Genomic DNA, 25,371 nt, shown 5'->3' on the forward strand with positions numbered 1-25,371 from the left:
CGGCCGCCGGCGCTCGCCCACCGCCGGCCGCCGCCGCCCGCCGCGGCCGGCCGCCGGCGCTCGCCCGCCAGGGCAACACACCGAGGAACCCCCAACCCACCGGGTCCGGATCCCGGTGAGTTGACTGCTTCTCGGTGTGTTGCGGTCGGAGGCTCATACGAGTGGCATCCGACCGCCACAGCGCTCGCACAGGCGGCCATCCGACGCTGAACGCATGACGACCCTCGCCCTGCCGGAGAGCCGCGACGTGCAGCTGCCCGACGGCACGCCAGGACCCACGCCGCGGTGGTGGCGTGACGCCACGGCCGGGTTCGGATGGGCCGCAACGCTCTTCGTCGTGGCCCTCTGGGTCGCCGGGGGCGGACTCACCGCCTTCGGGTCGGCCGGCGAGAGCCTCACGAACCTCGGCCGGCTCAGCGGGCTGCTCGCCTCGGTGCTCATGCTGCTGCAGGTGCTGCTCATGGCGCGCATCCCGGTCGTCGAGCAGGCGTGGGGACACGACGAGCTGGCCCGTGTGCACCGCCTCGTGGGCATCACGTCGTTCAACCTCATGCTGGCCCACATCGCCTCGACGATCGTCGGCTACAGCGCCGGCACCGACCTCGGCGTCATCGGCACCTTCGTCGACGAGGTGCTCCACTCACCGGGCATGCTCCTGGCCCTCGCCGGCACCGTCGCCCTCGTCATGGTCGTCGTCACCTCGGTCCGCAAGGCGCGGGCGCGGCTGCGCTACGAGTCCTGGCACCTGCTGCACCTCTACGCGTACCTCGGAGCCGGTCTCGCCCTCCCGCACCAGCTGTGGACGGGCCAGGACTTCACCACCAACGCGATCGCCACGGTCTTCTGGTGGGGCCTCTATGCCGCGGCGCTCGCCGCCGTGCTCGTCTTCCGGGTCGGACTGCCGCTCGTCCGGTCACGGCGGCATCGTCTCGTCGTGTCGCACGTCGTCGCCGAGTCGGCGACGGTCACGTCCGTCGTCATGACGGGGCGCCGGCTCGACCGGCTCCCGGTACGGGCGGGGCAGTTCTTCCAATGGCGGTTCCTCGACGGGCCGGGCTGGACCCGCGCCAACCCCTACTCCCTGTCCGCGGCACCCGACGGCCGAACGCTGCGCATCACCGCCGAGGCGGTCGGCGGGTCGAGCTCACGACTGGCCACGGTGCGACCCGGCACGAAGGTCCTGCTCGAGGGACCGTACGGCCGCCTCCACACAGGCGTGAGCACGGGAACCAAGGTCCTGCTCATCGGTGCCGGCATCGGGATCACCCCGCTGCGGGCGATCCTCGAGGAGCTCCCGCCGGCGCCCGCGCCGAAAGACGGCGTCGTGGTCATCTACCGCGTCGGCACCCAGGCAGACATCGTCCTCGGCGACGAGCTGCTCGACCTCGCGCACTCACGCGGCGGCAGGGTCGTCGCGGTCGTGGGCCATCGCAACCGCGACCGGACCAGCTGGCTGCCCGCCGACTCGAGCCACCTCGGTGATGCCGAGGCCCTGACCCGCATCGTCCCGGACATCGCCGAACGCGACGTCTACGTCTGCGGCCACCCGGCGTGGATGGACTCCGTCATCACCGCCGCGCACCAGGCCGGAGTCCCGCGCCAGGCCGTGCACCACGAACGCTTCAGCTACTGACCTCCCACCACCACGTACGCCCCCACGAATCGAGAGCCCCATGCGCCGGATCGTCCTCTGGGCGATGAGCACCGTGACGGTGCTCGTCCTCCTCTTCAGCTACAGCACCTCGCGCAGCTCGACCGCGGTCGTGGCCGCAGAGACGCGGCAGGTCGTCGTCAGCAGCGCCCCGTCCGGCACCTCAGGCGGCTCCGACTCGGCAGGCGCCAACGACACGTCCGACACCTCCGACACCTCCGGCACGTCGGACACCTCCGAGGCGTCGGCTGCGTCGGCTGCGTCGACCGGGGCGAAGACGTACGCCGGTGACGCCGTGATGACGCGATTCGGCAACGTCCAGGTGCAGATCACGGTCGTCGACGGGACGATCTCCGCGGCCGAGGTGCTCCAGGTGCCGATGGAGGACCGGCACGACCAGATGATCAACTCACGGGCGGTTCCCGTCTACAACGAGGAGACCGTGTCGGCGCAGTCGGCCGACATCGACGTCGTCTCCGGGGCGACCGTGACGTGGGAGGGCTACACGCAGTCCCTCCAGTCGGCCATCGACCAGGCCAACCTGTGAACCGGCCGGCAGCGACGACCACGCCCGTCTCGCGTCGGGCGTGGGTCGAGCGCGTCATGGGGATGCCGGTCAGCATCCACCTGCGCGGCCACGACGTTGACGGCACGGTGGCGCGGGCGGCAGTCGGCGACGCGTACGCCACCCTGCGCGAGATGGACTCGGTCTTCTCGACCTACCGCGACGACTCGGACGTCATGCGGCTGCGCCGGGAGGAGGTCGAGCTCTCCCAGTGCAGCGCCCTCGTCGAGGAGGCGCTCCGCATCGGTCAGCGCGCCGAGGTGCTGACGTGCGGGGCGTTCACGACGTTGCTGCCCACCGGCGACGGTGACCTCTCCTTCGATCCGACCGGCCTCGTGAAGGGATGGGGTGTCGACCTCGCGTCGCGAGCGCTGCGGACGTTGGAAGGCGTGTCGTTCTGCATCAACGCCGGCGGAGACATCCTCATCGGTGGGCACGCGGAGCTGCCGACGGATGGTGCGGACGCGATCGTCTGGCGGGTCGGCATCGAGAACCCCCGTGACCCGCGGCAGATCGCCAGCACCCTGACCTTGACCCGTGGTGCCGTCGCGACCTCGGGCACGGCCGCCAGGGGAGCGCACCTCTACGACCCCGCCGCAAGGGAGCTCGTGGGGCGACCGGGCTCGGTGACCGTGACCGGCCCGACGCTGCTGTGGGCCGACGTCTGGGCGACCGCACTCTTCGTCGGCGGTGACGAGACGAGAGAGGCGTTCGCGCGCGCGACGGACTACCTCTCGACGGCTCTCTGAGGAAGGCGCGCTCTGCTTGCGTCTTGACTTAATTAACCAAGGGCGCAAACAATGGATCGTGCACGCGCTCGACGTCCTAGGAGCCCCGGTCCGCCGACGCATCCTCGTGCTGCTGGCCGACGGTGAACGGTCATCGGGCGAGCTCGCGGCCGCGATCGGTGCCGAGTTCGGCATCTCCCACCCAGCCGTGTCCCAGCACCTGAAGGTCCTACGCGACAACGGGTTCGCGTCGGTGCGCGCGGCCGGCACGCGTCGGCTGTATGCCGTCGACCCCGCGCCGCTGGAGGAGCTCGACGCCTGGGTGGACCAGTTCCGGGGCTTCTGGACCCAGCGGCTCGACGCGCTCGGCACAGAGCTGCGTCGGGGGCGTCGGCGAACCGCGGCTTCCGACCGTCCACCCACCACAGAGGAGCAACCATGACCGCCACCGACCACCTCGCCACCGTCCGCCGGACCGTCTCGTCGGGGGAGCGTGACGGCACCCCGACCAAGGTCGTGTCCATCGCGCAGGACTACCACGTCGGGGTCGACGAGCTCTGGCACGCCATCACGACCGGCGAGCGGATCTCCCGCTGGCTCATGCCGGTCAGCGGTGAGCTGCGCCTCGGCGGTCGTTACCAGCTCGAGGGAAACGCCGGCGGCGAGGTTCTCGAGTGCGAGCCCGGGCGGCGCCTCGCCGTCACGTGGGAGTACGGCGACGAGGTCTCGTGGGTCGTCGCGACGCTCGCGGGTGACGACGAGACGAGCACTCTCGAGGTCGAGCACGTGGCCCACGTCGACCAGGGACGGTGGGACGAGTTCGGTCCCGGTGCCGTCGGCATCGGCTGGGACATGATGTTCCTCGGCCTCTCCCTGCACCTCGCCTCCGGTGGCGCCCCGCGTGACGGGGCGGAGGCGTGGGTCGCCAGTGACGAGGGGCGAGCGTTCATGACTGACAGCGCGAGGTCGTGGCTCGACGCGCAGATCGCCGCCGGGGAGGACGAGCACGCGGCGCGGGCCGCGTCGGAACGCTGCCTCACGGCATACCTCGGCTGACCTCCACGAGCACGCGCAGGCGCCCGTCCGCCACCGGCGGGCGGCGTCCCCATGCCCTCGACCCTTGCGGCTTTCTTGCGGAAACCCTGCGCGCGACAAGCCTTACGGCTTGCAGTTGGCGCTGCAGAGTCAACTCATCGGCGAAACGGTCGGGGGACCGCTCGCCGACAGAGAACCTTCGGGCGAGTGCCCGCCGATCCGGGGAGGAGCGCCATGGCCAGCACCATCAGCACTGACCCTGCAGTGCCGGTGCGCGGCCACGGCGCCTTCCCCGGACGGCGGGCTCACTCGAGGACTTCTTCGGGGGGAGGAGACCAGGCCGGGGTGGGTCGTCAGGTGGGAGGCCGACCCGCCCCGAGCCCGGCTGATGCACCCCGCCGCGGCGCCCCGTCGCCGAGGCGGGGTGCGTCGCGTACCCCCGGCGCTCGTCATGTCCGCTGAGGCGGTCGTGGGCCCGGCCTGTCCCGGACTCACGGTCGACGAGCTCGACCCGGCGGCGCTGTCCCGCCTGGCGTCCGAGCTCGAGAGTGAGGACCTCGCACGCTCCATCGCCGACACCTACCTGCGGATGCTCGACACCCGGCTCGCGCGCGCAGCGTCCGCCCTCGCGAACCACGACGACGTCGCGGCGATGGACGTGCTGCTCAGCCTGCGCGTCTCGTCAGCCACGGTCGGCCTTGTCCGTCTCGAGTCGGCCGTGCTCTGCGTCATCGACGCCGTGCGGCGCGGCGATCCCGACGTGGCCCGCGAGCGCGGAGCCTCGCTGCTCGGGCTCGCCACGAGCGCGCGGTCGGCGCTGCGGTCGCACCTCGACGGCACCCTGCCGACGGGTCCGGGGACGGGTCCGCCGACGGGTCCGGAGTGACCCCTGCGGCGACGCCACCTGCGTGACCTCTGCGCCGACCGGAACGGCATGACTCGCGCCGGCCCGGATCGAGCACGCGACGCTCAGAAGGCGTCCGGCTCCTCCATGCGGTAGCCGACGCCGCGTACCGTGCGGATCGGTGCCCGGTGGCCCGCCGGCCCCAGCCGGCTCAGCTTGCGGCGCAGGTTGCCGACGTGGACCTCGACGAGGTGCTCCTCGGTCCAGCCCGGTCCCCACAGGCTGTCGAGCAGGACTGCACGTGACCACACGCGCCGGGGAGCGCTGATCAGCGTCGTCAGCAGGTCGAACTCGGTGCGCGTCAGGTCGGCCTCGTTGCCGTCGACGGTGACGATGCGGGCCTCGGGGTCGACCGCGATGCGCCCGTGCCGCACGAGCGTGTGCGGGGCGTCGTCGCGGGATGCCTCGTCGGCACGCGCATCGGTCGTGGCCGTCGTCGCCGCGCTGTCGGTGGCCGCCTCGGAACCATTGACCCGGACCGCGCGCGGCCGACGGAACATCGCGTTGACGCGAGCCTGCAGCTCGCGGGGACTGAACGGCTTCGTCAGGTAGTCGTCGGCGCCGATCTCGAGTCCCATGAGGCGGTCGATCTCGTCGGTGCGGGCGCTGATCATGACGACGTACGCCTGGCTGACGTCGCGGACCCGGCGGCACACCTCGATGCCGTCGAGGTCGGGCAGGCCGAGGTCGAGCGTCACGAGGTCGGGGTCGGTGGCGACGACGAGCTCGACGCCGGCCAGACCCGAGGCAGCGGCCGAGACCTCGAAGCCCTGCATCGTCAGGCTGTGCGTGATGAGTTCGCGGATGTCGTCGTCGTCTTCGACGACGACGGCAGTACGCGTGGGGCTCATGCGGTGATTGTTGCAGAATGTTCGGGTTTGACCCGTCAGAACGGCGGGAGTGGCGGATTGCCGCTCACGATGACCCGCCGGGGCCACTCGAGTCTGCGGAGCGACCCAGCTGTGATTCCAGTGCCGATGGGCTCGTCGCGGGCAGGTCGCACACCATCCCGCGACAGACGTATGCCGCCGGCTGGCCGTCGACGAGGGGTCGCCCGGCCAGCAGCGCGATGCCGTCGGCGTCCGGTTCACCACGGACCACGACGAGCCCGGGGCTCGGTGACCGGCGGGCCAGTGCCTCGAGGTCGTCGGCGCGCACCCCGTCGCCGACCACCGCCACCTGCAGCGGCCCGGCGACGAGCGCCTCGGCCACGGAGAGCGACCACCCGCCGAATCGGGGCTCCCGGACGGCGAGCCCGAGGCCCGCGGCCGTGGCCCGGGCTCCGGCATCGAGGGCGGCAACGTCACCGGTGAGCGCACCGAGGGTCACGAGCGCGCCGGCGAGGGCCGACTGGCCCGCCGGCTCGGCGTTGTCGGCGGCGCTCCGCGGTCGCAGGTAGAGAGTCTCGGCTCCCTCTGCCGTGTCGTGGAAGCCGCCGTCGTCCGCGGCGAAGGCCCGCGCGGCGTCGAGGACGTGCCTCGCGGCGTCGAGCCAGCGGACCTCGCCCGTCGCCTGGTGCAGTGCGAGCAGCCCCTCCGCGAGGTTGCCGTGGTCGTCGGCGACGCCACGGGCCGACCCGACGACGCCGTGCCGCGACGCCCGCCGCAGCTCGCCGTCGACGGTGTGCACGTCGAGCACGTGCGCCGCGCAGCTCCGGGCCGCCTCGACCCAGCCGCGCTCGTCGAACGTCGCGCCGGCCCCGGCCAGGGCGGCGACGGCGAGGCCGTTCCACGACGTGACGACCTTGTCGTCCCGACCGGGCTGCGGCCGTTGCGCGCGCGCCGCCAGCAGCCGGGAGCGCACGCGCTCGAACCATGCCGCGTCGTCCGGGTCGACCGGCAGCTGGAGCGTCGACGCGCCGTGCTCGAACGTGCCCTCCGGCGTGACGACGAAGAGGGCGGCGGCCGCGTCGCCGTCCGCGCCGAGCACGTCGCGCACCTGCGCGGGTGTCCACGCGTACGTCAGGCCCTCGACCCCGTCCGCGTCGGCGTCCAGGGACGAGGCGAAGCCTCCGCCCGGGGTCCCGAGGTCGCGGAGCAGGAACTCCACCGTCTCGCGGACCACCCGCTCGGCCAACGGGCTGCGCGTCACCTTCCACCAGGTGGTGTACGCGCGCAGCAACAGGGCGTTGTCGTAGAGCATCTTCTCGAAGTGGGGCACGACCCATGCCGCATCGACGGCGTAGCGCGCGAAGCCCCCGGCCAGCTGGTCGTACATCCCGCTGCGCGCCATGGCCTCGAGGGTGCGCCCCGCCATGGTGAGCGCGAGCTCGGCGCCGGTGCGCGCGTGGTGGCGCAGCAGGAACTCCAGCACCATCGACGGCGGGAACTTCGGCGCACCGCCGAATCCGCCTGCGGTCCGGTCGAACTGGCGCGCCAGCTGCTCGACCGCCGTCGAGAGGGCGACCGGCTCCACGGCGTACGGCGTCGGCGGTTGGAGCGCGCCGGCGAGCGAGGTGGCGATGTGTGTGCCCGATTCGCGGACCTCGTCCTCGCGGGTGCGCCACGCCTCGTCGATGGCGGCGAGCACGCGGAGGAAGTGGTCCCGCGGGTAGTACGTGCCGCAGAAGAACGGCTCGCCCTCGGGGGTGAGGAACACCGTCATCGGCCAGCCGCCGTGGCCCGTCGTCGCCGAGACGGCCGCCATGTAGACCGCATCGATGTCTGGGCGCTCCTCGCGGTCGACCTTGACGGACACGAAGCGCTCGTTGAGCGCCGCCGCAACCGTCTCGTCCTCGAAGGACTCGTGGGCCATCACGTGGCACCAGTGGCAGGCGGCGTAGCCGACCGAGAGCAGGATGGGCACGTTGCGCTCGCGGGCCTCCGCGAACGCCGGCTCTCCCCACTCCTGCCAGTGCACGGGGTTGTCACGGTGCTGGAGCAGGTACGGGCTCGTGGCATCGGCGAGGCGGTTGCTCATGGCTCCACGCTAGGCGACCGTCGTGGCCTGCACGTCAGGCCGCCTGGGCGACCAGCGTCTCCCAACGGATGCGGCGCGCGCGGTACGCGAAGATCGCGAGCTTGGCGAGCTCCTCGACGATGCGGGCCGCGAAGATCCCGACGTAGCCGAGCGGTGTGTGCAGGCCGAGCAGGATCGCCAGCGGCAGCCCGACGAGGAACGCGCCCACGACGTCGCCGAGGATCACGCCACGGACGTCGTTGCCGCTCGGGAGCACGCCGGCGCCGATGATCATGTTGCGCACCTTGACGACCTGGAACACGGCGTTCATGAGGATGCCGACGCCGGCCATGAGCCGCACGTCGGGCCCGGCCTCGCCGTAGAGCGGCTCGAGGAGCAGCACCGACACACCGAAGAGCACGCCGAAGGCGGCGGCCGTACCGATGCCGGCCCGCTTGACGCGCCGGACCCAGGCCACGGCCTCGGCGATGTCGCCGCTGCCGACGGAGCGGCCGACGAGCGTCGTCGTCGCAGCCATGAGGCCGATGCTGCCGACGATGAAGATGCCCTCGAGCGTCGTCACGATCTGGGCCGCAGCCAGGGCCTCGTCGCCGAGCTGCTGGAACACGACGTTGTAGAGAAAGGTGCCGACGGTCCAGAAGAGCTCGGTGACGCCGAGGGGGAGGGCGAGCACGAAGAGCGGGACCACCACCGCCCGCCACTGCGCGCGGCTGTCGGGCAGGCTCCAGCCCACCGTGCGGCGCGCCCCGAACACCATCCACGCGAGGATGATCGTCTTCACCACGGCGGTGACAAGAGTGGCCCAGCCGGCGCCCGCGACCCCGAGCTCCGGGAACGGGCCGAGCCCGGTGACGAGTGAGTACGCGATCGCGGAGTTCGCGACGACCGTGACGAGGGTCGCCAGCATCGGGCTCGACGGCCGTCCGGCCGAGCGGAGCACCCCGGAGAGGATCGCGCTCAGCATGACGGGCAGCGTGGCGAGGACCGTGAGGCGGAAGTAGTCGGTGCCGGCGGCGGCGACCGAGGGTGACGCACCGACGAGCGAGAGCAGGTGGTCGGCGACCAGCCACGGCACGAAGGACACGACCGTCCCGAGGCCCAGGGCGACGACGAGCGCGGCCGTCACCGTGTGGTCGAGCGCCTCGCGGCGACCGGCGCCGACGGCGCGCGCCACGAGGATCGCGACGGACGTGCCCAGTGCACCGAGGGTGACACCGAGGATGAAGGTGAGGCTGTTGGAGAAGCCGACCGCCGCGATGGCGGTGGCTCCGAGGCCGCCCACGACGATCTGGTTGACGAAGTTGAGCACCAGCATCAGGACGAACTCCATGCTCACCGGCACGGCGATGCGCGCGATCTCGCGAGCCGGCGTCGGCGGGGCCGAGCGACGGTCGCGGGCGGGCATGACGAGGCGAGGCATGGGAGTGCCTTTCAACGGACGAGAAGGGGTGTGCCGATCCAGAGTAGATGTTTCGACATCGAATATCGAAACGATTTGATCCGCGGTCTCGACGCGCGGACCCAGGCGCAGGTCAGTCGTTCATCGCCTTGATGATCGTGACCGCGAGACTCACCTGGTCGCGGGCGTGGGCCTGCGACGTGGCGTCGCCCGAGGCGCCGGCGGCGGCGGCGACGGCGTTGTCCGCCTCGCGCACGATCGTCCACGCCCGCGCCCGGCCTTCGTCGATGCCGGCCCGCTCGCAGATGATCTCGAGGCGGCGGCGCAGCGACCACCGGACCTGCGAGCCGGTGCCGAGCTCGTCGGTGCGGTTCCACAGGGCCGGGGCCACCTCGAAGGCGGAGTCCCCGGCCATCGGCTTGGGGTCGATTGCCAGCCACGGCGAGCGATACGCCGCAAGGACGTTCGTGTAGTGCAGGTCGGTGTGGAGCAGCCGCTCCTCGGCTGGTCGTTCCGCGAGCTCCGTTGCGAGGGCGGCGGCCTGGTCGAGGTAGCGGCGGGGCAGCACCGGCGGGGCCGCCCGCAGCTCGTCCGCCTGGCGCAGGGCGTATGCCGTGAGGCTGGGCATGCGCGGGTGTGCCGGACGACGCAGCACCCTGAGGAGGTCGCCGATGACACCGCACGCGTCGTCGATGTCGACGTTGCTGAGGTCGCGGGTGTGCAGGCGCTCGAGCAGCAGGGCGAACCGCGACGGGTCGGCGCGCACGAGCCGCACGGCGCCGTGACCGTTCCAGGCCTGCAGGGCGAGGTGCTCGGTGGCCGCCTCTGGATGGGGCCAGGTGATCTTCAGGACACCCTCACCGCTGACGCCGACGACGTCGCGACCGGCGCCGAGCAGGCGTACCGGGATCACGACGGCGCACACCCCACTGCTCGGGCGACCGATGGGCTCGAGCTCCCACTCGGCGAGCAGGTCGGCGATGAGGCCGGGCAGGTCGTCGATCCAGTCCTCGCCCGACACGTAGCCCATGGACGGACGACCGCTGAGCTCGTGCGCGAAGTGGGCAGGGATGAGGTCGTACATGGGGTCGTAGGTCACGACGCGGCTCCGGGAAAGGCGGTGAGGGGAAGGTCCCAGTCGACCGCGAGGGCCTGGACGTTCGCGCTCCACCGGGCGACGTCCTCGAGGGACGTCGGTGAGGGGTTCGGACCGCCGAGCTCCAGGCCGGCGCCGACGGCCGACGCGAGGGTCAGCGTCGCGAGGCGGCGGGCGTCGGCGGCGGAGGTGACGGGGAACGGCAGTGCCCACCCGCCCGGCGTCGTCGAGGTCGTCCCCGACACGGCGACCTCGAGGCGCGACAGCCCGGCCAGGGTCGACTCCGCCGCGCGACGCTGCTCGCCGGTGCTCTGTGCGGCGACGACCTCGAACGCGTAGACGAGTGGCTGGGTGCGGGCGACGATCGCCGGTCGCACGGGGCTGGGGGACTCGAGGACTGCCACGTCGCGCCCGAGCAGGACGGCCGCGGCCAACCGCTGGGCGTAGGCGGCGGCGAGCAGGTCGCGGGTCGCCGCGGAGGCGCGCGCCACGGCCGTCCACTCCGAGGGGCCGAGCGCGTCGAGCCGGGCCGCGAGCTCCTCGCGGGTGCGCACCGGGTCGTCCGGCCCAGACGCATCGGACGCGGTCGCCGTGGGCGACGACCCGGGCGCGGGTGTTCCGGCGGCCGAGCCGGTCGAGGTCGTGGGCGGCGCGGGTCGAGCGGCAGCGGCGGCGTCGATGACCGTGGTGGGCACACCGGCGTTGGTCAGCCGTCCTCGCAGGACGCGCAGCTGCTCGCGGTTCAGCGCACGGAGCCGGCGCACGGTCGCCCCGGCCTCGGGACCCGCGAGGACCTCGGTCTCGGCCTCCACGAGCCGCGTCAGCCCGGCGACCGCGGACAGCAGCAGCGCCTCGTCGGGAGCCGGGCGGCGCGTCGGCACGGGCGGGGGAGGCGGTGGGACGTCGAGCCGCAACCCACGATCGACCAGGAGCGCGAGGGCGGCCGCACCGCCACCGACGACGAAGAGACGCCGGGGTGGCTGACCGAGACCCGCCATCACCCGTGACCCGAGCCCACGGGTGTCGCCGTCCATGGCGTGATCTTCGCACGCGCCCGGCGGTCTGCGACGACCCGCCGGCGCCGATAGAGTGGAGGGCACGCGGTGCCGGTCCGCCCCTCGGGGCGTCGGCACCGGACATTCGAGAAGAGCAGGAGGCGTCGACTGATGAGCACGGCCCAGGAGATCAGAGCGGCGCTCGAGCCGGTGCTCGCGCCCCTCGGGCTGGTCGTCGAGGACGTCTCCGTGTCTCCTGCCGGCAAGCGGCGCCTCGTGCGCGTGCTCGTCGACTCCGACATCAGCGACCTCGACGTGACCGACGACGCCAGTGCCGTGCCACCGCTCTCGCTCGACGCCGTGGCGGACGCCACCCGTGCGGTGAGCGACGAGCTCGACGCAGGGGACGTCATGGGGCAGGCCCCGTACGTGCTCGAGGTGTCGTCGCCGGGCGTCGGCCGCCCGCTGAGCTCCCGCGACCAGTTCCGCCGTCAGGTCGGACGCCTGGTCGAGGTGACCCACCAGGCCGGCTCCGAGACCGGCCGCCTCACGGCCGTGGGCTCCGACTCGCTCACTCTCGAGGTCCCGGCCACCAAGAAGACCCCGGCCCGCCAGGTGACGCTCGACCTCGACGCCGTGCAGCGCGGCATCGTGCAGGTCGAGTTCAAGCGGGCCGACACCGGCGACGACACCGCCGCCACCGACGACCCGGACGAGACGTCCGCCCTGGAAGGGGACCACTGATGGACATCGACCTCGCCGCCCTGCGCGCTCTCGAACGGGAGCGTGACATCAGCCTCGACGTGCTGATCCCTGCCATCGAGCAGGCGCTCCTCGTCGCCTACCACCGCACCGACGGCAGCCAGCGGCTTGCCCGCGTCGAGCTCGACCGCAAGACCGGTCACGTCATCGTCTGGGCCCGCGAGGAGGGTGAGCTGCTCCCGCCGACGGAGGAGGGCGAACGCCCTCAGCGCGGCGAGCCGGGGCCGGAGTTCGACGACACGCCCGAGGGCTTCGGCCGCATCGCCGCCTCGACGGCCCGGCAGGTCATCGTCCAGCGGCTGCGTGACCTCGAGGACGAGGCGATCCTCGGCGACTTCAAGGGTCGCGAGGGCGACGTCATCTCGGGCATCGTCCAGCAGAGCCAGGACCCTCGGAACGTCCTCGTGGACTTCGGCACCGTGGAGGGCATCCTGCCGCTTGCCGAGCAGGTGCCGGGGGAGCGCTACGGCCACGGCGAGCGTCTGCGCTGCTTCGTGGTCAGCGTCAAGCGGGGTCCCAAGGGCCCCCAGGTGGGGCTGTCACGCACCCACCCCAACCTCGTGCGCACGCTGTTCAAGTTCGAGGTGCCCGAGATCGCCGACGGCACCGTCGAGATCGCGGCGCTCGCCCGCGAGGCAGGGCACCGCACGAAGATCGCCGTGCACAGCAAGGTCGCGGGTGTCAACGCCAAGGGCGCCTGCATCGGGCCGATGGGCGCTCGTGTCCGAGCCGTCATGACCGAGCTGCGAGGCGAGAAGATCGACATCGTCGACTACTCCGACGATCCTGCCTCGTTCGTCGCGGCGGCCCTGTCGCCCGCGCGCGTGCAGTCCGTCGAGATCGTCGACGCGGCCGCCCGCACGGCACGTGTCATCGTCCCCGACTACCAGCTGAGCCTCGCCATCGGCAAGGAGGGCCAGAACGCCCGTCTCGCGGCCAAGCTGACCGGCTGGCGCATCGACATCCGGCCCGACACCGAGGCCGCCGGGGCCCCCGGCGGTGGGGTCGAGGTCGCGCCCGACGACCTCTGAGCGCCCACGAGGACCGCGCCCGGGCCTGCCTCGCCGGCCCGCCGGCATACGTCGGCAGGTCTGTCCGGGCACCCCGTGGAGCGGTGGAGGTCGCAGACGCGGTAGACTCGTCTGTGGCCGACCGGACTGGACTCCGTGCTGAGCCATCCCGCACCTGTGTGGGATGCCGAGGATCGGATAGCTGGTCGGCCCTGCTGCGAGTGGTCGCGGTGACGGAAAGAGATGCCGAGGACTCGTCCTCGGTCATGCTCCGCCCCGACCCGCGACATCGGATGCCGGGTCGTGGTGCATGGCTGCACCCGACGCCCGAGTGCTTCGAGCTGGCAGTGCGCCGCAAGGCGTTCGGACGTGCCCTGCGACTGCAGGCGGCGGTCGACGTGAGCGCGGTCGCACGACACCTCGGCACGCACCACCCGTAGGAAGAGAGCCGGCGCCGTCCGTGAGCGGACGCGTCGGCACAGTCAGAGATCAGTCAACGAACCACAAGGCGGGTTGAAACGCTATGAGCACCCGATGAGTACTCAGCGATGAGCAAGCCCCAGCAATAACCCACGGTTCGGCCACATCCTGTTCAGGCCGGACCAGGAACAGGAGAGATGTGGCTAAGGTCCGGGTCTACGAGCTCGCCAAGGAGCTCGGAGTCGAGAGCAAGACCCTGCTCGCACACTTGAAGAGCCAGGGAGAGTTCGTCCGGTCGGCATCGTCGACCATCGAGCCCCCCGTCGTCCGCAAGATCAAGGAGACGTTCCCCGCGGAACTGCGCTCCGGCGGCGGCACCAAGCCGGCGGCCCCCAGGGCCGCCACCCCCAGCGCGGCCCCCGCCGCGCCCCAGAAGGCTGCCCCGGCGCCGTCGGCTCCGGCCGCGCCCGCCCCGGCAGCCCGACAAGTGTCGGCGCCCGCGCCGTCCGCTCCCGCAGCACCTGCCGCCCACGAGGCCGCCCCGGCTCCGGCCAAGGCCGCTCCCGCACCGGCAGCCCCCGCACCGGCAGCTCCCGCACCGGCAGCTCCCGCACCCAAGGCGCCGGCCCCCGCCGCCCCCGCGGCGTCGGCACCGGCTCCCGTGCAGTCCAGCCGCGACGGTGGTCGCCAGACCTCCGGCGTCCCGGCCTCCCCCCGCCCGGCACCGCGCCCGGGCCAGCCCCGTCCGGGCAACAACCCGTTCGCGCCGAGCCAGGGCATGGGCCAGACCCGTGCGCCCCGGCCCGGTGGCGACGCCGGTCCCCGTCCCGGCAACAACCCGTTCAGCTCCAGCCAGGGCATGCCGCGTCCGCAGCAGCGCCAGGGCCAGCGTCCGGGTGGTCCCGGTGGCGCCCCGCGCCCCGGTGCCCCCGCGGCCGGTCGCCCGGGTGGTGCCCCCGGTGGCGCGCCGCGTCCCGGTGGTCCGCGTCCGAGCCCCGGCATGATGCCCGAGCGCAGCACCGTCGCCCGACCGGGTCAGCGCCCGGCCGGTGGACCTGGCCGTGGTGGCCCCGGCGGCCCCGGCGGCGGCCGTGGCGGCTTCGGCGGTGGACCCGGTGGCCCCGGTGGTCCTGGTGGACCCGGCGGTGCACCAGGCGGCGGCCGTGGCGGTTTCGGCGGCGGTCCCCGCGGTGGCGGCGGTCGTGGTTCCACGGCTGGTGCCTTCGGTCGCGGTGGCGGTCGTCCCGTCCGTGGACGCAAGTCCAAGCGCGCGAAGCGCCAGGAGTTCGAGCAGATGCAGGCGCCGTCGCTCGGTGGCGTCACCGTCCCGCGCGGCAACGGCACGACTGTCATCCGCGTCCGTCGCGGCTCGTCCCTGAGCGACTTCGCCGACAAGATCAACGCCAACCCCGGCGCGCTCGTCACCGTCCTCTTCCACCTGGGCGAGATGGCCACGGCCACCCAGTCCCTCGACGAGGACACCTTCAAGCTGCTCGGCGCTGAGCTCGGCTACGACATCCAGGTCGTCTCCCCGGAGGAGGAGGAGAAGGAGCTCTTCGACTCCTTCAACATCGACCTCGAGACCGGCATCGAGGGTGAGGACGAGGAAGACCTCGAGGCACGTCCTCCGGTCGTCACCGTCATGGGTCACGTCGACCACGGCAAGACGCGCCTGCTCGACGCCATCCGCAACGAGGACGTCGCGGCCGGCGAGGCGGGCGGCATCACCCAGCACATCGGTGCCTACCAGGTGCACAAGGAGCACGAGGGCTTCGAGCGGGCGATCACGTTCATCGACACCCCGGGTCACGAGGCGTTCACCGCCATGCGTGCCCGTGGTGCCAAGGTCACCGACATCGCGATCCTCGTGGTGGCGGCCGACGACGGCGTGATGCCGCAGACGATCGAGGCGCTCAACCACGCCCAGGCGGCCGACGTGCCGATCGTCGTCGCGGTCAACAAGATCGACGTCGAGGGTGCCAACCCCGCCAAGATCCGCCAGCAGCTCACCGAGTACAACCTCATCGCCGAGGAGTACGGCGGCGACACGATGTTCGTCGACGTCTCGGCCAAGCAGGGCCAGAACATCGACGGCCTGCTCGAGGCGGTCCTCCTGACGGCCGACGCGGCCCTCGACCTCCGGGCCAACCCGGAGAAGGAGGCGCGCGGTGTCGCGATCGAGGCCAACCTCGACCGTGGCCGCGGTGCGACCGCGACGGTGCTCGTCCAGACCGGCACGCTGCGCGTCGGTGACTCCATCGTCACGGGTTCGGCCTATGGCCGCGTCCGCGCCATGCTCGACGAGCACGGCAAGAACGTCGACGAGGCCGGGCCCTCCCGCCCGGTCCAGGTGCTCGGCCTCTCCTCGGTGCCGCGCGCCGGTGACACGTTCGTCGTGGCCCCGGACGACCGCACGGCCCGCCAGATCGCCGAGAGGCGTGAGGCGGCCGACCGTCAGGCGAGCCTGGCCAAGGCCCGCAAGCGCATCTCGCTCGAGGACCTCAACGAGGCTCTCGCGGCGGGCAAGGTCGAGACCCTCAACCTCATCCTCAAGGGTGACGTGTCGGGTTCGGTCGAGGCGCTCGAGGACGCCCTGCTCAAGATCGACGTCGGCGACGACGTGGACCTGCGCATCATCGACCGTGGCGTCGGTGCGATCACGATGAACAACATCAACCTCGCGATGGCCTCCAACGCCATCATCATCGGCTACAACGTTCGGGCCGAGGGCCAGAACGCCGACTACGCCGAGCGCGAGGGCGTCGAGATCCGCTACTACTCGGTGATCTACCAGGCCATCGAAGAGGTCGAGGCAGCGCTCAAGGGCATGCTCAAGCCGGAGTACGAAGAGGTCGAGCTCGGCACGGCGGAGATCCGCGAGATCTTCCGTTCGAGCAAGTTCGGCAACATCGCCGGTTCGATCGTGCGCAGCGGCGAGATCAAGCGCGGCTCCAAGGCGCGGATCACGCGCAACGGCGTCGTGGTCACCGAGAGCGTCGAGGTGGCCGGTCTGCGCCGCTTCAAGGACGACGTCACGGAGGTCCGCGAGGGCTACGAGTGCGGTATCAACCTCGGGTCGTTCAACGACCTGCAGCTCGGTGACCTCATCGCCACCTACGAGATGCGCGAGAAGCCTCGCGCCTGAGCTCCACGAGACGGACGGCGCCGATCCCTCCGGGGGTCGGCGCCGTCCGGCGTCTGCGGGCCACCACCCGACCCGCGACGTCCGACTGGGAATGCACGGGCCCCGCGGCCCGCTACTAGGGTGAATCACCACGTCGGACCCGTCCGGCCGCACGTCACACGAAAGCAGAGGTAGCCATGGCTGACCCCGCCCGCGCCCGCAAGATCGCCGACCGGATCAAGGTCATCGTCGCCGAGTACCTCGAGTTCCGGCTCAAGGACGAACGCCTCGGCTTCGTCACGATCACGGACGCCCGTGTCACGGGCGACCTGCAGCACGCGTCGATCTTCTACACCGTCTTCGGCAGCAACGAGGACCGCGCGGCCTCGGCCGACGCTCTCGAGGCCAACAAGGGCCGCATCCGCTCAGCCGTCGGCAAGGGCATCGGCATCCGCCTGACGCCGTCGATCGAGTTCATCGCCGACGCGCTGCCCGAGGGCGCCGCGCACCTCGAGGACCTCGTGGCCCAGACGCGTGCCCGCGATGCCGAGCTGGCTCGCGCCGCCGCGAATGCCAAGCCCGCCGGCGACGCCGACCCGTACCGCAAGCCGGCCGACCGCACCGAGGACGGCGGCGAGTCCGTGGAGTCCCTCGACGAGGTGGACGCGGACGTCGACGCCCGATGACCCGTTCCGGGGGCCTGCTCGTCGTCGACAAGCCGGCAGGGTGGACGAGCCACGACGTCGTCGCCCGCGCGCGCCGGCTCTGCGGCACGCGTCGAGTCGGCCACGCCGGCACCCTCGACCCGATGGCGACGGGGGTGCTCGTCCTCGGCGTCGAGCGTGGCACCAAGCTGCTCACCTTCCTCGTCGGCTGCGACAAGTCGTATGCCGCGACGATCCGTCTCGGCATGTCGACGCTCACCGACGACGCGGAGGGTGAGGTGACGCAGGCGCTCGGGGTCGACGACCTCGACCGCCTCCGGGCGGGGTTGCCCACCGCTGTGGCGGACCTGACGGGAGACATCGAGCAGGTGCCGAGCTCGGTGAGCGCCATCAAGGTCAAGGGCGTGCGCAGCTACACGCGGGTGCGTCAGGGCGACGCCGTCGAGCTGCCCCCTCGGCCGGTCACCGTGAGGCGCTTCGACGTGCTGTCCGTGCGACCGGGCAGCGCCTCCGAGGTCGGACGGGCCATCGAGGTCGTCGATGTCGACGTCGAGGTGGACGTCTCCTCCGGCACGTACGTCCGTGCCCTCGCGCGCGACCTGGGAGCCGCGCTCGGGGTCGGCGGGCACCTGACGGCGCTGCGGCGTACGCGGGTGGGCGGGTTCACGCTCGACGGGGCCGTCTCGCTCGACGCGCTGACCGCCGTCTCCGAGGCCGACGGACCGGACGGCATACCCCTGCTGCCGATCGCCGACGCGGCTCGCGCGCAGCTGCCCGTGCACGAGGTCTCCATGGCGGAGGCCGTGCGCCTCGGCCACGGACAGCGCATCGCGAGCGCGCTGACCGGCTCGGCGGGCGACGACGCGGTGGCCGCGATCGCTCCCGACGGACGCCTGGTCGCGGTGCTCGACGAGACGCGTTCCACGGCGCGCGCCAAGGTGGTCTTCGCCACCTCCATGCCGGGGGCCTGACCGTCGTGCACGACCCCTCCGACCCGGCCACTACAGTGGTCGCCGTGCAGCGCTGGTACGGAATCGACGACATCCCGGCCGACCTCGGCCCGACCGTCGTGACCCTCGGCAACTTCGACGGGGTGCACCGCGGGCACCGGGAGGTCCTGACTCGCGTCGTGCGCGAGGCCGCCGCCCGTGACGCGCTGCCCGTCGCAGTGACGTTCGAGCCGCACCCGATCGCCGTGCTCTACCCGGACCGTGCCCCCGCAGCCGTGATGTCGCTGGGCCAGCGCCTCGACGCCCTCGAGTCCGTCGGTCTCGGCGCGGTCCTCGTCATCGAGTTCACGCGCGAGTTCGCGCAGCAGACGCCCGAGGAGTTCGTCCGCGGCACGTTCGTCGAGGCCCTCGGCGTCGCGGCGGTCGTGGTCGGCAAGGACACCCGCTTCGGGGTGCGAAACTCGGGCGACGTCGAGACCCTTCGCGACCTCGGCGAGGTCCACGGCTTCGACGTCATCGCGCTCGACGACATCGGAGAGGGTGAGGCGGAGGGCGCCCGGTGGAGCTCGACGCAGCTGCGCGCCGAGCTGCTCGCCGGCAAGGTCGACCACGCTGCGCAGATGCTGGGGCGTCCGCACCGCGTCACGGGCACCGTCGTGCACGGCGACCACCGGGGCCGCGAGCTCGGGTTCCCGACGGCCAACCTGTCGCAGGACCACGAGGGCCTCGTGCCCGCCGACGGCGTGTATGCCGGGTGGCTCGTACGTCTCGACCTGGCCGACGGCGACCCCGAGCGCACGCTGCCCGCCGCCGTCTCGGTCGGCACGAACCCCACCTTCGACGGCCACCAGCGCCGCGTGGAGGCGTACGTCCTCGACCGCACCGACCTCGACCTCTACGGTGAGCGCGTCGCCGTCGAGTTCGTCTCGCACCTGCGACCCACGCTGAAGTTCGACTCGATCGAGGTGCTCGTCGAGCAGATGGCCCAGGACGTCGACCGGTGTCGCGAGATCCTCTCGGCGATCGTCCCGTCCTAGCCGCGCGGGGACGGCTGCGCGCCCGCACTGCGGGCGGGTGGTCCTGGCTCCGGGTCGACCTCGGCCTGCTCATCGGCGCCTTCGGCCTCTCGGTCGTCGGGGTCGTGCTCGTGTGGTCCGCGACCCGGGCCGGCGCCGGCGGCACGGCCGCGCTCAAGCAGACGGTGGCCCTCGCCGTCGGGCTTGCGTGCGCTGCAGTCGTCACCCGCCTCGACGTGCGGGCAGTGCGCGCCGCGGCGCCGGTCGTGTACGTCCTGGCGGTCCTCGGCCTCGCGGCGGTCGTGTCGCCGCTGGGTTCGACGGTCAACGGGTCACGGTCGTGGATCCGGCTGCCGGCCGGGATGAGCCTGCAGCCGTCGGAGCTCATGAAGGTGGCCCTCGCCATCGGTCTCGCGATGCTCCTCGCCGAACGGGCCGAGCGCCGGCTGCGCCAGCCGCACCGCGACGTCGCTCTCGCGTGGTTCGTCGCCGGCGTCCCGGTCGTCCTCGTGCTGGCACAACCCGACCTCGGTTCCGCGCTCGTCCTCGTCGCGATGTCGGTGGTCATCATCGCCGCGGCGGGTGCGCCGGCGCTGTGGACGCTCGCGGTCCTCGTGGCGGGCGCTGCTGTCGTCGCGGCGGCGTTCCTCACGCCGGCCCTCTCGACGTACCAGCGCAACCGGCTGCGCGCCTTCCTCGACCCGTCGCTCGACCCGCAGGGCATCGGCTACCAGACTCGCCAGGCGCGCGTCGCGATCGGCTCCGGCGGACTCGGCGGCCAGGGCCTCTTCGAGGGCCGGCAGACGCAAGGTGGCTTCGTCCCCTTCCAGGGGACCGACTTCGTCTTCTCGGTGGCGGGGGAGGAGCTCGGCTTCCTCGGCGCCGCCGGGCTCGTCGTGCTCATCGGGTTCATCGTCGTGCGCTGCGTCGTCGTCGCGCGTCGAGCCGACGCGTTCGGACGCCTCGTGGCGATGGGTGTGGCGGTGTGGTTCGGCGTCCAGGCCTTCGAGAACATCGGGATGAACCTCGGTCTGATGCCGGTCACGGGCCTGCCGCTGCCGTTCGTGTCCAGTGGCGGCTCCTCGCTCATCGCGTCGTGGATCGCGCTGGGTCTCGTCGGGAACGTCGCGTCGACCTCGCACCGCGGGAGGGCGGTCGGCGGGGCGGGGCACGTGGTCCGCTAGTGCCCGGCAGCCATGAAGTTACCCACGGGTCACAGTTCGATGTGGAACGTCGGCGAAAGCGTGACTGGCAGGCCGATTGTTGACATCATCCGGGCATGGCGGGCGCGCGCAGACGCCGATGACGAGCGGCCGCAGTGACAAAGGAGTTCACATGCCCCTCCAGGCACTTGCCGACCGCGACGTCGACCAGGACGTCCTCGACGGTCGCGCTCCCAGCGTGGGCGCGCTCTTCCGCAGCCGCGTGCGCGAGACGCCCGACGCGCCGGCCTACCTCTACTTCGCCGACGGGTCGACCGAGCTGACCACCCTGACGTGGCGACACACCTACGAGAAGGTCGAGCAGTGGGCTTCCGGCCTCATCAGCCTGGGGGTGCAGCTGGAGGACCGGGTCGCGATCGCGGCGACGACGCGTGTCGAGTGGATCCTCGCCGACCTCGCGATCATCTGCGCGGGCGGCGCCACGACGACGGTCTACCCGACGACGATCGCCGAGGACGTCGCCTACATCCTCTCCGACTCGGGCAGCGGCATCGTCTTCGCCGAGAACGAGGAGCAGGTCGCCAAGCTGCAGCAGGTCCGTTCCGAGATCCCGGGCGTGCGCCAGGTCGTCTCCCTGACGGGGCCCGCCAGCGACGACGGCTGGGTCATCACGACCGACGAGCTCGCCGAACGCGGCAAGGAGTGGCTCGAGGCCACTCCCGACCTCGTCGACTCACGCATCGACCAGCTCACCCCGGAGAGCCTCGCCGTCGTCATCTACACGTCCGGGACGACCGGTCGGCCCAAGGGTGTGCGCCTCGTTCACGACAGCGTCGTCTACGAGGGTGCGGTCATCGACGCGATCGGCACGTTGACCAAGGACGACCTCCAGTTCCTCTGGCTGCCGCTCTCGCACGTCTTCGGCAAGATGCTCATCGCGACGGGCCTGCAGATCGGGTTCCCGACCGCGGTCGACGGCCGCGTGGACAAGATCGTCGACAACATGGGCATCGTCAAGCCGACCTTCATGGCCGGCCCGCCGCGCATCTTCGAGAAGGCGCACGGCCGCATCATGCTGATGTTCGCCGGCGAGAAGGGCATCAAGAAGAAGCTCATCGACTGGGCCCTCAAGGTCGGCGGCGAGATGCGCGACGTCCGGGCCCGCGGCGAGGAGCCGTCGCCCGGCCTGAAGCGCCGGCACGACCTCGCCACCAGGCTCGTCCTCCACAAGGTGCAGGAGCGCTTCGGCGGCCGGGTCCGGTTCATGATCAGTGGGTCCGCGCCCCTCAACGCCGACGTCGCGCGCTGGTTCGGTTCGGTCGGCCTGCTCGTCCAGGAGGGCTACGGCCTCACCGAGACGTCGTCGGGCACCACCGTCAACCCGCCCGAGCACGGCTCCTACCAGTACGGCTCGGTCGGCTGGCCGCTGCCCGGCACCGAGGTTCGCATCGCCGACGAGGACGGCGAGATCCTCGTCAAGGGCCCGGGTGTCATGCGCGGCTACCACAACAACCCCGAGGCCACGGCCGAGGTGCTCACGGACGACGGATGGTTCCACACGGGCGACATCGGGCGCGTCGACGACCGGGGCTACCTCTACGTCACGGACCGCAAGAAGGACCTCTTCAAGACCTCGGGCGGCAAGTACGTCGCCCCGGCCGAGATCGAGGCGCGCTTCAAGGGACTGTGCCCGTTCGTCAGCCAGTTCCTCGTCCACGGCGCCGGCCACAACTACGCGACGGCGCTCGTGACGCTCGACCCTGACGCCATGGTCGCCTGGGCGCCGACCGCCGGGCTCGACGGCAAGTCGTACGCCGAGGTCGTGTCCTCCCCGCAGGCGCGCGCGCTCGTCCAGGGCTACGTCGACAGGCTCAACGACAGCCTCAACCGCTGGGAGACGATCAAGAAGTTCACGATCCTCGACAAGGACCTCACCATCGAGGAGGGCGACCTCACGCCGAGCATGAAGCTGCGCCGCAAGGCCGTCACGGAGAAGCACCGGGCCGAGCTCGACGCCATGTACGACGCCTGAGCCATCTGGCTCGCTCCGCTCGCCGTGTTCGGCGCGTCCCGACGTCACGCCTTCCCTCCTCGACTCGCTCGCTAGCGCTCGCATCGCTCGTCAGTCCAGGCGCGACGCGCGCCGAACTCGAGGACCCGTACCATTGACGGATGCCTGGAGAGTCCCTGTTCAACGCCCTCGAGCCACTGCTGGAGCGGGTCAACAAGCCCATCCAGTACGTCGGCGGTGAGCTCAACTCCACGGTCAAGGACTGGCACGTCGGCGGCCACGGCCCCGGCGGCGAGGAGCTCACCACCCGCTGGGCGCTGATGTACCCCGACGCGTACGAGGTCGGCGTCCCCAACCAGGGCGTCATGATCCTCTACGAGGTCCTCAACGAGCGTCCCGACGCCCTCGCCGAGCGCACGTATGCCGTGTGGCCCGACATGGAGGCGCAGCTGCGCGAGGCCGGCCTGCCGCAGTTCACCGTCGACGGCCACCGCTCGGTGCGCGACTTCGACCTCTTCGGCCTCAGCTTCTCGACAGAGCTCGGCTACACGAACATGCTGACCGCGCTCGACCTCGCCGGGATGCCGCTCCACGCGGCCGACCGCGACGTCGACGACCCCATCGTCATCGCCGGTGGCCATGCGGCGTTCAACCCGGAGCCGATCGCGGCGTTCGTCGACGCGGCCATCGTCGGCGACGGCGAGCAGGCGGTCCTCACGGTCACCGACATCGTCGGGGAGTGGAAGGCGCAGGGCCGTCCGGGCGGGCGCCGCGAGGTCCTGCTGCGCCTCGCCCGCACCGGCGGTGTCTACGTGCCCGCCTTCTACGACGTGTCCTACCTGCCCGACGGGCGTATCCAGCGGGTCGCGCCGGCGCCGGACGCGCACGGGGTGCCGTGGCGCGTCGCGAAGCACACCGTCATGGACCTCGACGCGTGGCCCTACCCGAAGCAGCCGCTCGTGCCGCTCGCCGAGTCGGTGCACGAGCGCATGTCGGTCGAGATCTTTCGGGGCTGCACGCGCGGCTGCCGCTTCTGCCAGGCCGGCATGATCACGCGCCCGGTGCGTGAGCGGTCGATCACCGGCATCGGCGAGATGGTCGAGCGCGGGCTCGCTGCGACAGGGTTCGAGGAGGTGGGCCTGCTCTCGCTGAGCTCGGCCGACCACTCCGAGATCGCCGACATCACCAAGGGCCTCGCCGACCGCTATGAAGGCACCCAGACCGGGCTCTCGCTGCCCTCCACGCGCGTCGACGCCTTCAACATCGACCTCGCCAACGAGCTGACCCGCAACGGCCGTCGCTCGGGTCTCACCTTCGCGCCGGAGGGCGGGTCGGAGCGCATCCGCAAGGTCATCAACAAGATGGTCTCCGAGGAGGACCTCATCAACACCGTCGCGGCGGCCTACGGTGCCGGCTGGCGGCAGGTGAAGCTCTACTTCATGTGCGGCCTGCCCACCGAGACCGACGACGACGTCCTCCAGATCGCCGAGCTGGCCAAGAAGGTCATCGAGACCGGGCGCCAGGTGTCGGGCCGTCGCGACATCCGCTGCACCGTCTCGATCGGCGGTTTCGTGCCCAAGCCGCACACGCCCTTCCAGTGGGCCTCGCAGCTCGGCGTCGAGGAGACCGACGCGCGGCTGCTCAAGCTGCGCGAGGCCCTCCGCGCCGACAGGCGCTACGGCAGCTCGATCGGCTTCCGTTACCACGACGGGCAGCCCGGCATCGTCGAGGGGCTGCTCTCGCGCGGCGACCGCCGCGTCGGGCGCGTCATCGAAGCCGTGTGGCGCGACGGCGGCCGCTTCGACGGCTGGAGCGAGCACTTCTCCTACGAGCGCTGGATCCGGTGCGCTGACGAGGCGCTCGCCGACACGCCGGTCGACCTCGCCTGGTACACGACGCGTGAGCGGGGCGAGTCCGAGGTGCTGCCCTGGGACCACCTCGACTCGGGTCTCGACAAGGACTGGCTCTGGGAGGACTGGCAGGACGCCCTCGACGAGACCGAGGTCGACGACTGCCGCTGGACCCCGTGCTTCGACTGCGGCGTGTGCCCGCAGATGGGCACCGAGATCGAGATCGGCCCGACGGGCAAGACCCTTCTGCCGCTGACCGTGCTCGGCTCCGGCCGCGAGGAGCTGCTGGAGCACCAGCACTGAGCCTCGGTCGTCAACGGCCTCGGACGCGCAAGGAACACGGCCCGGCGAGCACGTGCTCGCCGGGCCGTGTCGTCACTCGTGTGCTCAGACGGCGAAGAAGACGCGAGAAGTGTCGGGCACGGAGACGCTCGTCCCGTTCGTCGTGTCGGTCAGGGTGATGTCGCTGTAGGAGACGGAGGCGAGGACGAGACGCTGGCCGCCCGGGCAGCTGAAGTCACCGGCCGAGATCGGGCCCGCGCTGAGGCTCGCCTGGACACGCCCGTTCTTCGACTCGAAGCTTCCGGCTGCGGAGACGTCGTCGTTCACGGTCTCCTTGTCCGCCGCCTGCGGGTGGTTCCCGCCACCGTTGATGCAGGCGTAGACGGCCGAGGCGTCGGCCATCAGCACGTAGTCGATGTTTCCGTTGCCGAGGCCGCGCTCGTCGAACGAGACCACGAGGGCGCCCGAGCCGCTGACCGACGAGTCGACGCTGTGGAACTTGGCTGCGACGGCGGAGGCCGGGCTGGCCATGACGAGGCCCACGACGAGAGCGATGGTGGCGACGAGTGCTGACTTGATGACCTTCATGTGGCGCTTCTTTCCCTGGGTGTAGGTGCCCGGCCCCCGCTCGGGCCTGAGACGACCGCGGCCCTGTTCGGCCCGCGTCGTGCTGGTAGAGGCGGAAGGCGTACCCCCGATACGCCTCCCACGGAAGTGGCGGCATATGCCCGGAAAGTGCCATCAAGGATATCAGGATAAAAGGTACAAAACGGTCAAGCGACAGGTGTCGGGATCCTGATGCGAAGCGTCCGGTTGCCGTCCTTTC

22 protein-coding genes are annotated in these 25,371 nt (G+C 71.7%); 16 read left to right on the plus strand and 6 right to left on the minus strand.

Annotated elements, in window-relative coordinates:
• Positions 1-214 precede the first annotated feature (214 nt).
• The 6 genes from ACFQU3_RS01400 to ACFQU3_RS01425 all read left to right on the plus strand — a co-directional run bounded on the left by ACFQU3_RS01400 (position 215) and on the right by ACFQU3_RS01425 (position 4,865).
• The gene (locus tag ACFQU3_RS01400; RefSeq protein ID WP_385905385.1) at positions 215-1,633 is read left to right on the plus strand and encodes a ferric reductase-like transmembrane domain-containing protein; all 1,419 of its coding nucleotides are present in this window, start codon (positions 215-217) and stop codon (positions 1,631-1,633) included.
• Positions 1,634-1,673: 40 nt separating this feature from the next.
• Entirely contained in the window at positions 1,674-2,198 is a 525-nt protein-coding gene (locus ACFQU3_RS01405; protein WP_385905388.1) for an FMN-binding protein, read from the plus strand.
• Complete coding sequence (locus ACFQU3_RS01410; RefSeq protein WP_385905391.1) at positions 2,195-2,965, plus strand: FAD:protein FMN transferase; 771 nt, start codon at positions 2,195-2,197, stop codon at positions 2,963-2,965. Before ACFQU3_RS01405 ends, ACFQU3_RS01410 begins: the two co-directional genes overlap by 4 nt.
• Before the next feature lie 58 nt (positions 2,966-3,023).
• Entirely contained in the window at positions 3,024-3,386 is a 363-nt protein-coding gene (locus ACFQU3_RS01415; protein WP_385905394.1) for an ArsR/SmtB family transcription factor, read from the plus strand.
• Positions 3,383-4,000, plus strand: a complete 618-nt coding sequence (locus ACFQU3_RS01420; protein ID WP_385905397.1) for an SRPBCC domain-containing protein — start codon at positions 3,383-3,385, stop codon at positions 3,998-4,000. Before ACFQU3_RS01415 ends, ACFQU3_RS01420 begins: the two co-directional genes overlap by 4 nt.
• Before the next feature lie 430 nt (positions 4,001-4,430).
• A complete protein-coding gene (locus ACFQU3_RS01425) occupies positions 4,431-4,865 on the plus strand; it encodes a hypothetical protein (RefSeq protein WP_385905404.1) in 435 nt (144 codons plus the stop codon).
• Between the two features lie 83 nt (positions 4,866-4,948).
• On the opposite strand, the gene ACFQU3_RS01430 is transcribed toward ACFQU3_RS01425, so the two are convergent.
• The 5 genes from ACFQU3_RS01430 to ACFQU3_RS01450 all read right to left on the minus strand — a co-directional run bounded on the left by ACFQU3_RS01430 (position 4,949) and on the right by ACFQU3_RS01450 (position 11,331).
• Positions 4,949-5,734 carry a response regulator transcription factor gene (locus ACFQU3_RS01430; RefSeq protein ID WP_385905407.1) on the minus strand — a complete coding sequence of 262 codons (786 nt, stop codon included), beginning with the start codon at positions 5,732-5,734 and terminating at the stop codon, positions 4,949-4,951.
• A 64-nt stretch (positions 5,735-5,798) separates the two neighbouring features.
• Positions 5,799-7,802 carry a thioredoxin domain-containing protein gene (locus tag ACFQU3_RS01435; protein ID WP_385905410.1) on the minus strand — a complete coding sequence of 668 codons (2,004 nt, stop codon included), beginning with the start codon at positions 7,800-7,802 and terminating at the stop codon, positions 5,799-5,801.
• A gap of 34 nt (positions 7,803-7,836) precedes the next feature.
• Positions 7,837-9,222 (minus strand): MATE family efflux transporter, encoded by a 1,386-nt coding sequence (locus tag ACFQU3_RS01440; RefSeq protein WP_385905413.1) that lies wholly within the window; start codon positions 9,220-9,222, stop codon positions 7,837-7,839.
• A 112-nt stretch (positions 9,223-9,334) separates the two neighbouring features.
• Positions 9,335-10,300 (minus strand): aminoglycoside phosphotransferase family protein, encoded by a 966-nt coding sequence (locus ACFQU3_RS01445; RefSeq protein ID WP_385905416.1) that lies wholly within the window; start codon positions 10,298-10,300, stop codon positions 9,335-9,337.
• The gene (locus ACFQU3_RS01450; protein WP_385905419.1) at positions 10,297-11,331 is read right to left on the minus strand and encodes a hypothetical protein; all 1,035 of its coding nucleotides are present in this window, start codon (positions 11,329-11,331) and stop codon (positions 10,297-10,299) included. Before ACFQU3_RS01450 ends, ACFQU3_RS01445 begins: the two co-directional genes overlap by 4 nt.
• Positions 11,332-11,463: 132 nt before the next feature.
• On the opposite strand from ACFQU3_RS01450, the gene rimP reads away from it, so the two are divergent.
• The 10 genes from rimP to ACFQU3_RS01500 all read left to right on the plus strand — a co-directional run bounded on the left by rimP (position 11,464) and on the right by ACFQU3_RS01500 (position 24,566).
• Positions 11,464-12,036: a ribosome maturation factor RimP gene (gene rimP / locus ACFQU3_RS01455; RefSeq protein ID WP_385905422.1), complete on the plus strand. Its 573-nt coding sequence runs from the start codon at positions 11,464-11,466 to the stop codon at positions 12,034-12,036.
• Positions 12,036-13,085: a transcription termination factor NusA gene (gene nusA, locus ACFQU3_RS01460; RefSeq protein ID WP_385905425.1), complete on the plus strand. Its 1,050-nt coding sequence runs from the start codon at positions 12,036-12,038 to the stop codon at positions 13,083-13,085. Before rimP ends, nusA begins: the two co-directional genes overlap by 1 nt.
• 209 nt (positions 13,086-13,294) lie before the next feature.
• Positions 13,295-13,504: a YlxR family protein gene (locus tag ACFQU3_RS01465; protein ID WP_385905428.1), complete on the plus strand. Its 210-nt coding sequence runs from the start codon at positions 13,295-13,297 to the stop codon at positions 13,502-13,504.
• A 179-nt stretch (positions 13,505-13,683) separates the two neighbouring features.
• Positions 13,684-16,629 (plus strand): translation initiation factor IF-2, encoded by a 2,946-nt coding sequence (gene infB / locus ACFQU3_RS01470; RefSeq protein WP_385905431.1) that lies wholly within the window; start codon positions 13,684-13,686, stop codon positions 16,627-16,629.
• A 176-nt stretch (positions 16,630-16,805) separates the two neighbouring features.
• The gene (gene rbfA, locus ACFQU3_RS01475; protein WP_385905434.1) at positions 16,806-17,294 is read left to right on the plus strand and encodes a 30S ribosome-binding factor RbfA; all 489 of its coding nucleotides are present in this window, start codon (positions 16,806-16,808) and stop codon (positions 17,292-17,294) included.
• Complete coding sequence (gene truB / locus ACFQU3_RS01480) at positions 17,291-18,244, plus strand: tRNA pseudouridine(55) synthase TruB (protein ID WP_385905437.1); 954 nt, start codon at positions 17,291-17,293, stop codon at positions 18,242-18,244. The genes rbfA and truB overlap by 4 nt, the downstream gene beginning before the upstream one ends.
• Before the next feature lie 44 nt (positions 18,245-18,288).
• Complete coding sequence (locus ACFQU3_RS01485; RefSeq protein ID WP_385905440.1) at positions 18,289-19,260, plus strand: bifunctional riboflavin kinase/FAD synthetase; 972 nt, start codon at positions 18,289-18,291, stop codon at positions 19,258-19,260.
• Complete coding sequence (gene rodA / locus ACFQU3_RS01490; protein WP_385905442.1) at positions 19,224-20,423, plus strand: rod shape-determining protein RodA; 1,200 nt, start codon at positions 19,224-19,226, stop codon at positions 20,421-20,423. The genes ACFQU3_RS01485 and rodA overlap by 37 nt, the downstream gene beginning before the upstream one ends.
• 151 nt (positions 20,424-20,574) lie before the next feature.
• Positions 20,575-22,434 (plus strand): AMP-dependent synthetase/ligase, encoded by a 1,860-nt coding sequence (locus ACFQU3_RS01495; RefSeq protein ID WP_385905445.1) that lies wholly within the window; start codon positions 20,575-20,577, stop codon positions 22,432-22,434.
• Positions 22,435-22,574: 140 nt separating this feature from the next.
• Complete coding sequence (locus ACFQU3_RS01500) at positions 22,575-24,566, plus strand: TIGR03960 family B12-binding radical SAM protein (protein WP_385905448.1); 1,992 nt, start codon at positions 22,575-22,577, stop codon at positions 24,564-24,566.
• Positions 24,567-24,650: 84 nt separating this feature from the next.
• Here the strand turns inward: ACFQU3_RS01500 and ACFQU3_RS01505 are convergent, their stop codons facing one another.
• The gene (locus tag ACFQU3_RS01505) at positions 24,651-25,133 is read right to left on the minus strand and encodes a hypothetical protein (RefSeq protein ID WP_385905451.1); all 483 of its coding nucleotides are present in this window, start codon (positions 25,131-25,133) and stop codon (positions 24,651-24,653) included.
• Positions 25,134-25,371 lie beyond the last annotated feature (238 nt).

This window comes from Terrabacter sp. GCM10028922 (genome assembly GCF_042666095.1).
In the GTDB taxonomy this organism is placed as follows: domain Bacteria; phylum Actinomycetota; class Actinomycetes; order Actinomycetales; family Dermatophilaceae; genus Terrabacter.

Coding starts and splice junctions, on each gene's coding strand:
- ACFQU3_RS01400 (WP_385905385.1), top strand. CDS start 215: ATGACGACCCTCGCCCTGCCGGAGAGCCGCGACGTGCAGCTGCCCGAC.
- ACFQU3_RS01405 (WP_385905388.1), top strand. CDS start 1,674: ATGCGCCGGATCGTCCTCTGGGCGATGAGCACCGTGACGGTGCTCGTC.
- ACFQU3_RS01420 (WP_385905397.1), top strand. CDS start 3,383: ATGACCGCCACCGACCACCTCGCCACCGTCCGCCGGACCGTCTCGTCG.
- ACFQU3_RS01425 (WP_385905404.1), top strand. CDS start 4,431: ATGTCCGCTGAGGCGGTCGTGGGCCCGGCCTGTCCCGGACTCACGGTC.
- ACFQU3_RS01430 (WP_385905407.1), bottom strand. CDS start 5,734: ATGAGCCCCACGCGTACTGCCGTCGTCGTCGAAGACGACGACGACATC.
- ACFQU3_RS01435 (WP_385905410.1), bottom strand. CDS start 7,802: ATGAGCAACCGCCTCGCCGATGCCACGAGCCCGTACCTGCTCCAGCAC.
- ACFQU3_RS01440 (WP_385905413.1), bottom strand. CDS start 9,222: ATGCCTCGCCTCGTCATGCCCGCCCGCGACCGTCGCTCGGCCCCGCCG.
- ACFQU3_RS01450 (WP_385905419.1), bottom strand. CDS start 11,331: ATGGACGGCGACACCCGTGGGCTCGGGTCACGGGTGATGGCGGGTCTC.
- rimP (WP_385905422.1), top strand. CDS start 11,464: ATGAGCACGGCCCAGGAGATCAGAGCGGCGCTCGAGCCGGTGCTCGCG.
- nusA (WP_385905425.1), top strand. CDS start 12,036: ATGGACATCGACCTCGCCGCCCTGCGCGCTCTCGAACGGGAGCGTGAC.
- rbfA (WP_385905434.1), top strand. CDS start 16,806: ATGGCTGACCCCGCCCGCGCCCGCAAGATCGCCGACCGGATCAAGGTC.
- truB (WP_385905437.1), top strand. CDS start 17,291: ATGACCCGTTCCGGGGGCCTGCTCGTCGTCGACAAGCCGGCAGGGTGG.
- ACFQU3_RS01495 (WP_385905445.1), top strand. CDS start 20,575: ATGCCCCTCCAGGCACTTGCCGACCGCGACGTCGACCAGGACGTCCTC.
- ACFQU3_RS01500 (WP_385905448.1), top strand. CDS start 22,575: ATGCCTGGAGAGTCCCTGTTCAACGCCCTCGAGCCACTGCTGGAGCGG.
- ACFQU3_RS01505 (WP_385905451.1), bottom strand. CDS start 25,133: ATGAAGGTCATCAAGTCAGCACTCGTCGCCACCATCGCTCTCGTCGTG.